Here is a 13,824-nt window from a genome sequence, read left to right as displayed (position 1 = left end):
TCTAGAAAATGAAAATGAACCGTTTAGGCAACTCCGAGCTGATTGTCAGTGAAATCGGGCTGGGCTGCATGTCGCTAGGGACGGAAGAATCCAAAGCGATTGGCCTGATTCACGAGGCGTTGGACCGGGGCGTCAATTTTCTCGACACAGCTGATTTGTACGATGCCGGAACCAATGAAGAAATCGTCGGCAAGGCGATTAAGGGGCGCCGGGATCGCGTCATTCTGGCAACCAAAGTCGGAAATCGGCGGATTCCTGGACAAGACGGCTGGGTCTGGGATGCATCGAAATCGTATATCCTCTCGGCAGTGAAAGATAGCCTGCGCCGGCTCGGCACGGATTATATCGATTTGTACCAACTGCACGGCGGAACGATCGAGGATCCCATCGATGACACGATCGAAGCGTTTGAACAACTGAAGCGGGAAGGCGTCATCCGCGAGTATGGGATATCTTCCATTCGTCCGAATGTCATCCGGGAATATGTCTCTCGCTCGTCCATCGTCAGCGTCATGAATCAGTACAGTATCGTAGACCGGCGCGGCGAAGAAGAAGTGTTCCCCCTGCTGCAAGAGCATCAGATCAGCGTAATAGCTCGAGGGCCATTAGCCAGCGGTGCACTGGCAGCGAACCGCGAACCCGCTAAAGGTGTGCTGGATTACGAGCTGGATGAACTCCGTGAACTGCGCCGCAAACTACAGGACCTGGAGACGCCGGAGCGCAACCTTACTCAGTTGGCTATCCGCTATTCCCTCGCCCATCCTGCGGTTGCCGTGGTCATTCCGGGAGCCAGCTCACGCGAGCAGCTGCTGCAAAATCTTGCTGCTGCAGAAGTTCCCGAATTAAGTACGAAAGAAGTTGAACTGATTCGCAGTTTAAGTAAAGCGAATCAATATACGTTGCACCGTTAATCTCAAAATAAGAGCAGGCCCTATAAGTGAACAGCATCCTCGCTAACTCGAGTTTAGTGACGGGAAGCCCTTCACCAAAGGGTCTGTTTTTTATGCGGCTTCTAATCATTTGTCACGGTTCCTTACTAGCCCCATAGTTTCGGCTTCATACAACACGACTTAAGGAGACATACTACTTGCGGTAAGCAAAATGACGAAGCAAAGGAGATTTCTTCATGGGTGTGTTAGACGGGAATCCGAAGCATGAGCCAATGCACTACGGCGAAATTTTCACGATATGGGAAAGTTCGATGGCAGCAAAAATGATGTTATCCTGCTACCAGCTGTTCACGTACCATGCGGGTGACAAAGATCTGAAAGAGATTTTAAAGGACCTGATGGATCAGGCTAAACTGGAGATTAAAGAACTGGACAAGCTGTTGACGGACAATGGGATCACCCCCTCCCCCATGTTGCCGGAACGACCGGAAACGAAGCTTGAGGATATTCCACCAGGAGCCAGATTTGCCGATGCAGAAATCGCCGCGAAAATCGCCATGGATACTGCAGCTTCTTTGGCCGGTTGCAGCGGAGCCATGGGGTTATCGATCCGAGAGGATATCGGCGCGTTGTTTGCAAAATACCACGCCACCAAAACCGCATTGGGGCTTAGAATCTTACGGATGAGCAAGGAAAAGGGCTGGCTGGTTCCTCCGCCTCTGCAACTCAAAAAACCAGAGTAATTCGTGTTTACAAGTCATGAAAAAAGCGATTAAACAGACCCGCTGCTTAATCGCTTTTTCCTATTTCATTAAAACAATAACCTTTCTTCTTCCCTGCTGTGGAGTTCATTAATCTCCAGCAAAGCATAAAGCTTGTGCAAAATAGCCTCGCTCCAACCAGAGGTCTCTCGCTGTTGGTGAATGCTGCGAACGACGATTCGCATCAGTTCATGATCGCGTTTTAATTGCACGACCGCCTCCTGGAGGTCTGGATTCTTCTCAGTTACTTCTTGATAGAAGCCGTCTTCTTCTGCATCCGCATGACTTAGAATCCGCGACTCCCAGTATCCCAACAATTCATTCGTTGCCTGCTCTGCCAACTCCAGATCTCCGCTGGCGTAGAAACCCGCAACTTCCTTCGTTTTCGACTTCGCCCCTGCCAAGCCGCCGTCATGAATGGCCTGATGAGCATGGAGTTGCCGCAGCGATGGACCAACCGGCATTGGACTCTCCCCCTATTCTCTGATGTAATCTGGATTCGTTACTTCTCCGCCTTTCCCTTTGGAAGCTCAGAGAACGTCCCGACATATCGGATATCCTCTCCGGTTTCGTCTTTGACGGTGCTGATATTCAGCCACTGTAAGTAGATCTCACCGTTTTTGCGCTTATTCCAGATCTCCCCTTGCCACATGCCGGTTTCTTTAATGCTCTTCCACATGCGCTCATAGAAATCCGGAGCTTGGCGATTCGTTCGCAGAATATTCGGCTTCTTCCCTAACGCCTCCTCTTTACTAAACCCAGTTACCGCCGTAAACGCCGGATTCACCGCCACAATCGTGCCTTTAGGATCGGTCACCAGGATACCTTGCGCCGTATTGTTGAATACTTCCGAGGACAAGCTCAGCTTATCGGAATAAATCATCCAGAGCACGAGAATCAAGCTGGCCAAGGCGACCTGCGACAGCAGCATGAACCCGATGGCATACTGTCCGGTTACCGAGTGGATGTAGGACAGCAACAGCGGCGGGAAGAATCCGCCCAGGCCGCCCATCATCGATACGATCCCGTTGACGATCCCGGCCTGCTTATTGAAATATTGCGGAACCAGCTTGAAGATGACGCCGTTCCCAGCTCCGGCAACCATTGCGATCACCAGACAGCCGATGGTGTATAAAGTAAACGTCGGAGAGAACGCCAGCACGATCGCCGCCAGCGTAAACCCTGAAAATATCACGATCAACAGCATCAAGGCATTAAACCGGTCCGCCAGCCAACCGCCAACCGGACGCATAAACGTCGCCAAAGCGATAAATCCAGCCGTACGCATTCCCGCATCCACCTTGGTGAGTTCAAAGTTCGTCACCAGGAAGTTCGGCAAATAGACGGTGAACGCAACGAACGAACCAAACGTAATAAAATACAACAGCGAGAACAACCAAAGCTTTTCATTCTTATAAACGCCTTTGATTTGTTCCATCATGGCCGTTTTGACCTTCGGCTCTTTACGGTCACCCAAGAAAATATTTAACGCTGCAAAAACCAGAAGGAGGATCAAATACAGCTTGACCGTCGCCGACCATCCGATTTGCGTCGCGATGACCGGTGCGGAGAACGAGGTCACCGCCGTCCCGAGATTCCCGAGACCATACACGCCGTTGACCAGACCGTGACGCTCTTTCGGGTAATATTTCGGCAGCGAAGTTACGCCGACTGAGAAGACGGCACCGCCGATGCCGAGAAACAACCCGCCGATGATCAAATCGACGTAAGAGTTTGCTTCACTGATGTAGAACACCGGAAACAGCAACAAAATGAAACTGACCAGAAAAACAATCCTTGCCCCGAAAATATTAGCGTAATACCCCAGCGGGATACGCAGAATAGAGCCTAGTACAACAGGAATTGCCGTAATGATGGCCACCTTATCGGCCGGAATCTGGATATCCTCGCCCATAAAGGATACGAGGGACGAGATAATGACCCATACGGCAAAACCGACGACCAGATTTAGCGTTTGCAGCGGCAACTGAACTTTTTTTATCAAATCGATCACCTTTTCCAAAATGACTTCTGAATGACCATTGATTTCCCCACTCGTATTGTAGCTGATCCGCTTTGGGGGCCTGTATAGGGTTTTCCCCCGTTTGCCTAGGGAAACTCCCTATCCGCCCGGTTTGGTCACAAAAATGCCCATAACCATTGGATAATGATTATGGGCTGTACATTTTATTGGAAAACTATTCAACAATTAACGTGTAAAGTTCCTGATTCAACTGCTCTTGTTCCGCCGATCTCATGACCTGCTTGGTCATTGGAAATAAGACGGTTTCTTCCTTCACGAAATGCACCGTCAAAATTTCAAACGCTTCCCCTGCGTCTCGGCACAAAGCCTTCATTTCCTCCAGCGAATGCTCACTGTTGGCATGGTGAAGAAAATGATCGATATAAGCGAAGATCTCTTCATGCTCTTGTTCGATAGACACGAGAGGCCCTTGGTCATACCCAATATGTTGACCTAATCTCGGAAAAAAGTACGTTTCTTCTTTATGAAAATGCTTGCGCAAAGGCGCTTTAAACTCATGTAACAGCTCCTGAAGAAGCGCGAACTGCTGCGTCGCCTGATCCCCGGAGTAGCGGTCGTTTTGAAAGTCCAGTACAATCGCATGCCATTCGTTCATCAAACTAGCCAAATAACGGTGCTCGTTCTCTAGAATACGCATGGCGGGCGTTTCACTTAACAGTGTTCCTCGTTCCATGTCATAGGCCTCCATTAGAAATCCAGCAGCTTCTTCTTAATTGCGTATTCCACCAGCTCAGGTCTTGATTTCAAATTCAGCTTCTCCATAATTTTGGCTTTATGGGCCTCTACCGTTTTGACGGAGATGTGCAGCATTTCAGCGATTTCTTTATTTCCGTAGCCTTTGGCGACCAGCGGCAGAATCTCAACCTCACGGGTAGACAACAGCTGGTAAGGGTTGTTCTCATCGGCTTGCTGATCTTGGCTAACGAATTCTCGGACAAGGGAGGAGGCGAGCTTCGGATGGATATAAACCCCTCCTTGATGCACCATGCGAATGGCTGAGACAAGTTGCTCATCTGGCGAATTTTTTAAGACATACCCTCTGGCGCCTTTCTTAAGCACATGAAATAAATATTCCTCGTCATCGTGCATCGTGAGGATAATAATATTCGTTTCGGGAAAATCCTCATGGATTTTGGCCGTCGCGATCAAGCCGTTTTCGCCTGGAGGCATGCTGAGATTCATCAACAGGATGTCCGGCCGGTGTTTGGCTACCATTTTGTATGCTTCGATCCCGTCTGCGGCCGTCGCCACGACCTCCATATCCTCTTGAAAATTAATAATCATCGCAAAACCGCTTCGGACGACCGCATGATCATCCGCGATTACTACTTTCACGATCCATACCTCCCTATCCAAGCAAAATCCTTACGTTTGCAGCACCATTACGGGGTAACGGCAGCCAACGGAATCCGTAAATGAACGGTCGTTCCTTTCCCCCGCTGCGAAGTCACGGTGATTTCTCCGCCTACCAGCTCTGCCCGTTCTTTCATTCCATAAATGCCAAGTCCGGTTCCCTTCGGATCGTTTGCATTCACGTTAAATCCGCATCCCTGATCGGAAACGACAAGCTCCAGCGTATGCTCGGAAGCAAATAGACGGACGTCAATCTCGTCTACGTTGGCATATTTCAGCGCGTTCAGCACAGATTCCTGACATACCCGGTAGACGACCGTCTCAACCTCACTGTTAAAACGCTGACCGCCTAGCTCTGCCACAAAACGCACGACGACCCCGTAGTTCTTCTCAATCCATTTGAAATGCGAACGAAAAGCCGCATCCAGACCAAGATCGTCCAAGGAGGCTGGACGCAGCTCCACCGATAGATTGCGAATTTGCTCCAACAATCGGGTGAGCGAAGCCTCCGTTTGTTGGATTTTCTGCAAGGCTTCCTCTTGCACATTCAAATATTTCAACACCCGAAGATCCACCAGCGAGCTGATCAACTCTTGAGCGACACTATCGTGCAACTCGCGGGAGATCCGCTTGCGTTCATCCTCCTGGGCTTTAATAATGCTCTTCATCATAGTATTGCGGTTCAGCATTTGCTGCGTCATGATGGGATTCGTCAGATCGCGCAAGATCAGCACCCGAACCCCCGACTCTTGGTCCACCGTCTGAAAACTGGCCGAAAACGGGACGACGCCTTTCGTCTTGGTCTCCAAATAGAGCTGGAAGGAGCTAAAATCCTTCTTGGTGTTGGAAAGATAGCAATTGATACAGGACATCGGTTCATCTTCACTAGTATATCCACGGCACGAGAAGCAAAAAGCGTTGTGCTCGGTGTCTGCTGATTCCTCCAGCACCCGGCGATCCAGCAGCTTCTCGGCCTGAGGATTCATCGCCATAATCCGATGCTGTGCATCAAAGAAAATGATTGCATCGGAGCTTTGCTCATACTGCTTCTGCAGAAGCTCGATGGGTACGTTCAAGGATAACGGATTCATGGGATCAGCTCCTTGATCTCAAAATCCCCAAACTGGCCTTGCAGCCATTCATACAGCTGGAGCAAATCTTCCTGGGACATCCGCTGCTCTCCCCGGTAGCCCGCCAAGAGAACGCCTTCCACCCGATCCGCCAAATATAACGGGAGTGCAGCCAAGCTGGTTAATCGCTCCGAGAGCAAGATCGGAAAATTGTACAGCTCTTGCGGCTGAAGCACTTCGTCTACACGGGGAACCAGCATGGGGCTGCCGGTTTTGAACACGATGCCGGCAACCCCCTTACCCGACTGGAGAACGATCCGTTTGTAGCGGTTATTCAAATTGCCTGAAGCGTATTTCCAGGTAAGTACAAAGTCGTTGATCGCCGACTCCGCAAAGGCCAGCGACACAAAATCATACCCCATTTGCTCTCTTAATTGATCGATCATCACCTGATAGCAACCGGAGGTTGGTTTCATGAACTCGTCTCCCTAATCTCAAATCCTTAACGTCCCGCAGAATGCGAGCGATTCTTCCTATAAAGGATATAGCTTCTCCGGGCATAATTCAAGGGTACGCTCCACACATGAACGAGCCGGGTAAACGGCCACAAGGCAAAGATCAGGAACCCTGCCAAAATGTGGATTTGGAACGTGATCGGCACCTCTGCCATATAGCTGGCTTCCGGACGGAGGATCAGCAGGTTACGGAACCAAATGGATATCGTCTCCCGATAGTCAAAGTCCGGCTGTACGTTATTCGTCACCAGCGTAGAGTACATCCCCATAAAAATGATGAACAGCAGCAATCCATTGACGATCATATCCGACGCGGAGCTAAGCCGGCGCACATTTTTCATCGTCAACCGACGCATCGTCAGAATCAGCATTCCGGCAAATGTCACCACGCCAAAAAATCCACCGCCATACATCGCCCCGATATGATACAAATGTTCGTTGACGCCAATCGCGTTCATCCATTCCTTCGGAATACCTAGCCCGGCCACATGACCCAGAATGACCGGGATAATGCCGATATGAAACAGGAGGCTGCCGAGCATTAGCCGTTTTTTCTCGATGAACTCACTGGATTTGGCTGTCCAGTTAAACTGGTCGTAGCGGTAACGGAAGATATGTCCCACCACGAACGTGACCACGCATAGATAGGGAAAAATCACCCATAGAAATTGCTCAAACAGGCTCATGGACTTTCACCTCCTGCGACAAACACAGCTTAAACGTTTCCCGAAGGGCTTTGATTAATGGATAATAAGGGTTCCCCTTCGACTCCAGTGACTTCATTAATTGGTAAGTGCCGTCCTCCAAAATCGAGATTACCGTCTGCATCGCCATTAAGCCATGCGGATGATGGAGCCAATCGGCCGCATACAAAAACTCCAGCATCAGCGGCAGAAAATCCGGCAGCTCCCGGTCCACCATCTCCATGCCAAACATCTCGTAAACCAATTTAAGCGAGGTCAGCAGTTGTCCGCGGTCTTTAGAATCTTCATATTTGAAATACGTCATATACAGCGTTGACGACTTCTCAAAATCAAATGTATCGACGTAAAGCTCCTCGATCTCTTCCATGCTTCGTGCAAGCATCTGTTCCCGGTATTTCGACACCGGCTCCATGACGGAAGCAGGGAAAGCCTCTTCCCCACCTTCCTGAATGGAAGCGAACGTCTCCTTGTCGGGGTAAACGAGCTGCCCGGCAAAAAAGCCGAACAACTCGCGATGTGCATCCAGTTTCACCAGATCAATCACGCCAGATCCCCCCATAGAAGTTTTGTTCATACAGATCCCGTCCACTCTTGCCGGTGCTCGCCGGAATCGGAGTGGCAGGACCGCAGCCGTCACAATCCATGCCAAATCCGGCGGTGCCTTGGGCCCGGTACGGGTCCATGTACCCCTCCTTATGCGAGGTTGGAATGACGAACCGATCCTCATATTTCGCGATCGCCAGCAAACGGTACATTTCTTCAACCTGTTGTGCGGTCAGCCCCACGCGATCCAATCGTTTCTCGTCAAACGGCTGCTTGGAGAATTGTGCGCGTTGGTATTGGCGCATCATTGCCATCCGTTGCAGAGCGATTTTTACCGTTTCCGTGTCCCCAGCCGTCAGCAGATTCGCCAGGTATTGAATCGGCGTTCTCATTTCCTCAATTGCCGGGAAGATGAGATCCGGGTTCTGAATCGAATCCTTGCCTTCAAAATGGCTCATGATCGGGCTGAGCGGCGGTACGTACCACACCATTGGCAGCGTCCGGTATTCTGGATGCAGCGGGAAGGCCAGTTTATATTCGATGGCCAGCTTGTAGACCGGCGAATTTTGCGCCGCTTCGATCCATTCCTCAGAAAGTCCATCTTTGCGGGCTTGCTCGATGATTTTCGGATCATTTGGATCAAGGAACAGCCTTAGCTGAGCTTCGTACAAATCCTTCTCATCTAGGGTAGATGCCGCTTCTTGCACGCGATCCGCATCATACAACAGCACGCCGAGATAACGGATACGTCCGGTGCAGGTTTCGGAGCACACGGTTGGAAGTCCTGCTTCGATTCTTGGGAAGCAGAATGTGCATTTTTCCGCTTTGTTGGTTTTCCAGTTAAAGTAAACCTTCTTGTATGGGCAACCCGTCATGCAATAACGCCAGCCGCGGCAAGCTTCCTGGTCGACGAGGACGATGCCGTCCTCATCGCGTTTATAAATTGCGCCGGATGGACAGGAAGCCACGCAGCTTGGATTTAAGCAATGCTCGCATAGACGAGGCAAGTACATCATAAACGACTGTTCGAAGTTAAACTTGATGTCCTCTTCGATCTTCTCGATGTTTGGGTCCTTTGGTCCGGTGATATGGCCGCCGGCCAGATCGTCTTCCCAGTTCGGTCCCCAATCCAGGTCCATCGTGTCGCCGGTGACGGCGGATTTCGGACGGGCCACAGGCTGGTGCTTCTTCTCGCCCGAATTCGTCAGCTTCTCGTAATCATATGTCCAAGGCTCGTAGTAGTCTTTCATTTCCGGCATATCCGGGTTATAGAAAATTTTACCGAGCGCGATCTTGGACAGCTTGCTGCCGGATTTCAGCTCCAGCTTCCCGTTACGCAGCGTCCAGCCGCCTTTGTAATGCTCTTGGTCTTCCCACCGCTTCGGATAACCGATCCCCGGCTTCGTTTCAACGTTGTTAAACCACATATATTCGGCGCCTTCCCGGTTCGTCCAGGTGCTCTTACAGGTCACGCTGCAGGTATGACAGCCGATGCATTTGTCCAGGTTCATCACCATGGCGATTTGCGCTTTAATCTTCAAGCCAGTCAACCTCCTTCAGTTTGCGCACGGCAACGTACACATCACGCTGGTTGCCGATAGGTCCGTAATAGTTGAAACCATAGCTAAGCTGGGCATAGCCCCCAACGAGCTGCGTTGGCTTCAAATGGATTCGCGTCGGCGCATTATGGCTGCCGCCTCGCTCACCCGTAATTTCCGAACCAGGAACATTAATGTGTTTGTCTTGGGCGTGGTACATAAACATCGTACCCTTGGGCATCCGGTGGCTGACTACGGCTCTAGCCGTAACAACGCCATTGCGGTTATAGACCTCCAGCCAATCGTTATCGTTAATCTGATGCGCTTCGGCATCCTCATTGTTGATCCACACGGTAGGCCCGCCGCGGAACAGGGTCAGCATGTGCAGGTTATCCTGATAGGTGCTATGGATGTTCCATTTCCCGTGCGGTGTTAAGTAGCGCAGGACAAGTGCATCCTTTCCCCCCTCAACCTGTTTGTCCCGTGGACCAAACACCATCGGCGGAAGCGTTGGTTTGTAAACCGGCAGCGCCTCACCGAATTGCAGGAAGATCTGATGATCCAGATAAAAATGCTGGCGTCCCGTTAACGTCCGGAACGGCACCAACCGTTCAATATTCGTTGTAAACGGCGAATACCGGCGTCCTGATTTGTTCGAACCGCTGAATACCGGAGTTGGGATGACCTCGCGAGGCTGTGCGGTAATGTTCGCAAAGGTGATGCGTTCCGCCGCACGATCTGCAGAGATATCCTTCAACTCCACGCCGGTATCCTGTTCAGCCGATTCCCAAGCTCTCTGCGAAACTTTGCCGTTTGTTGCCGAGGACAGGTGCAGCACTGCATTGGCCGCTTGTCTTGCGGTACGCAGCTTCGGACGACCGTTTTTGATCGTATCATCGGTGTAAGCGCCGTTGATCTTTTTCAGTTCCTCGTATTCTTCCTTCACGGAGAAGCTGACCCCGTGCGCGCCCACCTTGCCAGATTCCAGGTTAGGTCCCAGCGTGATGTACTTGTCGTAGATCTTCGTGTAATCGCGCTCAACCACGCTAAAGCTAGGCATCGTTTTGCCAAGTACCGGTTTGACTTCACCGCGCTTCCAATCCTTCACTTCCCCATAAGGCTGGGAAATTTCAGCCATTGAGTCGTGACCCAGCGGAGAGGAAACTACGTCTTTGTATACGCCCGGCATATGTTCCTTCGCCATCTCAGACAAGACGCTGGCCAGCGACCGGTAAATATCCCAGTCCGTCCGCGATTCCCACAGCGGATCGATCGCCGGGTTAAACGGATGCACGAACGGGTGCATGTCGGTTGAGGACAGGTCGACCTTCTCATACCAAGTTGCGGCAGGCAGGACGATATCGGCATACATCGGGGTCGCTGTCATCCGGAAATCCAGTGCCACTAGCAGATCCAGCTTGCCTTCCACTTCATCACGCCAAACGATTTCCTCCGGCTTCTCCTCTTCGTTCGGACTGGATAACAACCCATTATGCGTGCCGAGCAGATGTTTCATGAAGAACTCTTGCCCTTTCGCCGAACTGGAGATCAGGTTCGACCGCCAGACAAACAGCGTACGCGGGAAGTTCTCCGGCGCATCCGGGTCTTCCACCGCAAACTTCGTTTCGCCTGACACCACTTGCTCATAAGCATGCTTGATGATGTCCGTATTATCGGTTTTGCCTTGAGCCGCCGCTTCTTCGGCGAACGATAGGCTGTTCTTATTAAACTGCGGGTACGATGGCAGCCAGCCCAGTCGGGCAGCCAGCACATTGTAGTCCGCTGGATGACGGTACGGAATCTCCCCGCCGGTTGGCGATTTCAGCGATTCCGCGCTCATCTCCTCGTATTTCCATTGGTCTGTAGCAAAATAGAAGAACGAGGTCGCGTTTTGCAGCCGCGGCGGTGCCTGCCAATCGCGGGCAAACGCGATTGTCGACCACCCTTCAATCGGCCGGCATTTCTCTTGCCCGACATAGTGGGCCCAGCCGCCGCCGTTCACGCCTTGGGATGCCGTCAACACAACCAGGTTCAGAATGGAGCGATAGATCGTATCGCTGTTGAACCAGTGGTTAATCCCGGCGCCCATGATGATCATCGAACGGCCGCCAGTATCCAGCGCGTTCTGCGCGAACTCGCGTGCGATTTGCACTACCAGCGATGCCTTCACACCGGTAATGCGCTCTTGCCATGCAGGCGTATAGTGCGATTCCGCATCATCGTACCCTTTGGCGGTATGGGTGCTGCCAGGGCGGTTCACGCCATATTGACTAAGCATCAAATCAAAGACAGTCGCAGCCAATCGGGTGCTGCCGTCTGCCAAAGTGACCGTTTTGGCCGGAATCGACCGAGTAAACGTGCCGTTGCCTGCCGCATCGAAGTAAGGGAAGACGATTTCTGTCCATTCTCCGCCGTGCGGTTCGACTGACAGCGCCGGTTCGATCCGGGTGCCGTCTTCCCGCTCCAGAATCAGATTCCACTTCACGTCCTTCTCCCAACGTTGGCCCATCGTTCCGTTCGGAACGATCAACTCTCCAGCCGCCTCGTCATAAATGACCGGCTTCCATTCGGCATGCTCCGTCGCCTGCCCCAGATCGCTGGCCCGCAGGAAACGTCCGGCCTTATATCCACCTTCATGCGGATCCAACAAAATGAGGAACGGCATGTCCGTGTATTGTTTGGCATAATTCAAGAACATCGGTTCTTGGCGCTTCACATAGAACTCGTCAAGGATGACATGGGTCATCGCTTGGGCAACCGCAGCGTCTGTACCCGGATGCGGCGCGAGCCAGTTATCGGCAAATTTGACGTTCTCCGCATGGTCCGGCGCTACGGACACCACCTTGGTTCCTTTGTAGCGAACTTCGGTCATAAAGTGGGCATCCGGGGTCCGCGTGAGCGGCACATTGGAGCCCCACATGATCAAATATCCGGCGTTATACCAGTCGGATGATTCCGGTACATCGGTTTGCTCGCCCCAGATTTGCGGCGAAGCCGGCGGCAGGTCAGCGTACCAGTCGTAGAAGCTAAGCATTTCGCCGCCCAGCAATGAAATGAACCGCGCGCCCGATGCATAGCTGATCATCGACATCGCTGGAATCGGTGTAAATCCAGCAATCCGGTCAGGCCCATATTTTTTAATGGTATAAAGGATTTGTGCTGAAATCAGCTGGGACGCTTCTTCCCAGGTCACGCGCACATGTCCGCCTTTCCCGCGAGCTTGCTTATAGGATCTTGCAGCTTCCGGATTCTCCACGATGCTCGCCCAGGCTTGCACGGGATTCCCTTGAGACTTGGTCATCGCCTCGCGCCATAAGCGCAGCAGCTTCCCGCGCATATAAGGGTATTTCACCCGCAACGGGCTGTACTCGTACCACGAGAACGAGGCGCCCCGTGGGCAGCCGCGCGGTTCAAACTCGGGCATATCCGGTCCGCAGGACGGGTAATCAATCTGTTGATTTTCCCAGGTGATGATTCCGTTCTTCACGAACACCTTCCAGCTGCAAGAGCCGGTGCAGTTCACCCCGTGCGTCGTGCGCACAACTTTATCATGCGACCAGCGGCCGCGGTACATATTTTCCCATTCCCGGCTTTTCTCTTCGATCTTGGTCCAATTGCCCGAGATCGTTTCCGGCTTCTTAAAAAAGCTAAGTCCTGATCTTCGTTTCACGGAAGTGTTCACTCCTTCATCGCCCATATGAATGCCTTTGACGGGGAATCAATGGTATTCGAGCTTCTGATTCCATTATGAAACGCATCGCACCTGCTTCCCATCAGGGAATTCCCTTGGCCTGTCGGTGAACGCCCTATAACGACAAAAAAACGCCAAAATGGCGTTTTTTGAAGAACAAATTTCGGTATTCGTTAGGAATGAAGATCCATCATGTACCAGGCGTCACAGGCAAAATGCTCGGAGCCGGCTAGCGGAACTTCCAGCTTCCGGAAGCCATGCTTGCGGTAAAAACGGTTCGCCGCCTCCATCGTCTGCAGCGTTTCCAGATAACATTGCTTATAATGACGCTTGGCAAAGTCTAAGCAGGTCGCCAGCAACTGGGCTGCGATCCCGGTCCCGCGGATTTCTTGCCGCAAATACATTTTCTGCAGCTCGCACACCTCGCTGGAATCAGCAAACGGGGCAATCCCAGCTCCTCCGATCACCCGGCCATCTTTCTCCACGACCTAGTAAGCTCTTCCAACTGGCTCATAATAGCGGGAAAGCGCGCGAAGGCTGTCGTCCTGCCAAGCCAGCCCTTCCCGGTTTCCGCCGAACTCGATCAGACAATCGCGGATCACCGCTTCAATCTCTGCATTATCCTTCGATTGGATAGGTCTAATGATCATCGGTCGTCCATCCTTCCGTTATAGAAGATCCATCTCATGGAGCTTGCCGAAGATCATCCGACTGA

At 51.8% G+C, this 13,824-nt stretch carries 14 protein-coding genes; 2 read left to right on the top strand and 12 right to left on the bottom strand.

The annotated features are described in order from the left end of the window. Window positions 1–8: 8 nt before the first annotated feature. Both POTG_RS02860 and POTG_RS02855 read left to right on the top strand, forming a co-directional pair. Entirely contained in the window at window positions 9–911 is a 903-nt protein-coding gene (locus POTG_RS02860) for an aldo/keto reductase (protein ID WP_009223289.1), read from the top strand. Between the two features lie 215 nt (window positions 912–1,126). Then, complete coding sequence (locus tag POTG_RS02855) at window positions 1,127–1,633, top strand: DUF3231 family protein (RefSeq protein WP_009223288.1); 507 nt, start codon at window positions 1,127–1,129, stop codon at window positions 1,631–1,633. 68 nt (window positions 1,634–1,701) lie between these two features. Here the strand turns inward: POTG_RS02855 and POTG_RS02850 are convergent, their stop codons facing one another. The 12 genes from POTG_RS02850 to POTG_RS24580 form a co-directional block, all read right to left on the bottom strand. Beyond that, window positions 1,702–2,115: a hemerythrin domain-containing protein gene (locus POTG_RS02850; protein ID WP_009223287.1), complete on the bottom strand. Its 414-nt coding sequence runs from the start codon at window positions 2,113–2,115 to the stop codon at window positions 1,702–1,704. Window positions 2,116–2,153: 38 nt separating this feature from the next. After that, a complete protein-coding gene (locus POTG_RS02845; protein WP_036644003.1) occupies window positions 2,154–3,656 on the bottom strand; it encodes a nitrate/nitrite transporter in 1,503 nt (500 codons plus the stop codon). Between the two features lie 193 nt (window positions 3,657–3,849). Beyond that, complete coding sequence (locus POTG_RS02840) at window positions 3,850–4,368, bottom strand: hemerythrin domain-containing protein (protein WP_036643825.1); 519 nt, start codon at window positions 4,366–4,368, stop codon at window positions 3,850–3,852. 14 nt (window positions 4,369–4,382) lie between these two features. Beyond that, complete coding sequence (locus tag POTG_RS02835; RefSeq protein ID WP_198136147.1) at window positions 4,383–5,033, bottom strand: response regulator; 651 nt, start codon at window positions 5,031–5,033, stop codon at window positions 4,383–4,385. Between the two features lie 44 nt (window positions 5,034–5,077). Beyond that, window positions 5,078–6,139: a sensor histidine kinase gene (locus POTG_RS02830; protein WP_009223283.1), complete on the bottom strand. Its 1,062-nt coding sequence runs from the start codon at window positions 6,137–6,139 to the stop codon at window positions 5,078–5,080. After that, a complete protein-coding gene (locus tag POTG_RS02825) occupies window positions 6,136–6,594 on the bottom strand; it encodes a GAF domain-containing protein (RefSeq protein WP_009223282.1) in 459 nt (152 codons plus the stop codon). Before POTG_RS02825 ends, POTG_RS02830 begins: the two co-directional genes overlap by 4 nt. A 26-nt stretch (window positions 6,595–6,620) precedes the next feature. After that, window positions 6,621–7,319: a respiratory nitrate reductase subunit gamma gene (gene narI / locus POTG_RS02820; protein ID WP_009223281.1), complete on the bottom strand. Its 699-nt coding sequence runs from the start codon at window positions 7,317–7,319 to the stop codon at window positions 6,621–6,623. Further along, entirely contained in the window at window positions 7,306–7,881 is a 576-nt protein-coding gene (narJ, locus tag POTG_RS02815) for a nitrate reductase molybdenum cofactor assembly chaperone (protein ID WP_009223280.1), read from the bottom strand. The genes narI and narJ overlap by 14 nt, the downstream gene beginning before the upstream one ends. After that, window positions 7,874–9,421, bottom strand: coding sequence for a nitrate reductase subunit beta (gene narH, locus POTG_RS02810; RefSeq protein ID WP_009223279.1), 1,548 nt, complete (start codon window positions 9,419–9,421; stop codon window positions 7,874–7,876). Before narH ends, narJ begins: the two co-directional genes overlap by 8 nt. Next, window positions 9,411–13,115, bottom strand: a complete 3,705-nt coding sequence (locus POTG_RS02805) for a nitrate reductase subunit alpha (protein ID WP_442852580.1) — start codon at window positions 13,113–13,115, stop codon at window positions 9,411–9,413. Before POTG_RS02805 ends, narH begins: the two co-directional genes overlap by 11 nt. A 167-nt stretch (window positions 13,116–13,282) precedes the next feature. Then, entirely contained in the window at window positions 13,283–13,594 is a 312-nt protein-coding gene (locus tag POTG_RS02800; RefSeq protein WP_009223277.1) for a GNAT family N-acetyltransferase, read from the bottom strand. A gap of 3 nt (window positions 13,595–13,597) precedes the next feature. Beyond that, complete coding sequence (locus tag POTG_RS24580) at window positions 13,598–13,759, bottom strand: hypothetical protein (RefSeq protein ID WP_232282202.1); 162 nt, start codon at window positions 13,757–13,759, stop codon at window positions 13,598–13,600. Between the last annotated feature and the right edge of the window lie 65 nt (window positions 13,760–13,824).

The sequence above is a fragment of the Paenibacillus sp. oral taxon 786 str. D14 genome (assembly GCF_000159955.1).
Classification (GTDB): Bacteria; Bacillota; Bacilli; order Paenibacillales; family Paenibacillaceae; genus Fontibacillus; species Fontibacillus phoenicis.
Note: the sequence above shows the minus strand (reverse complement) of the source record. Positions and strands in the feature narration are given on the sequence as shown.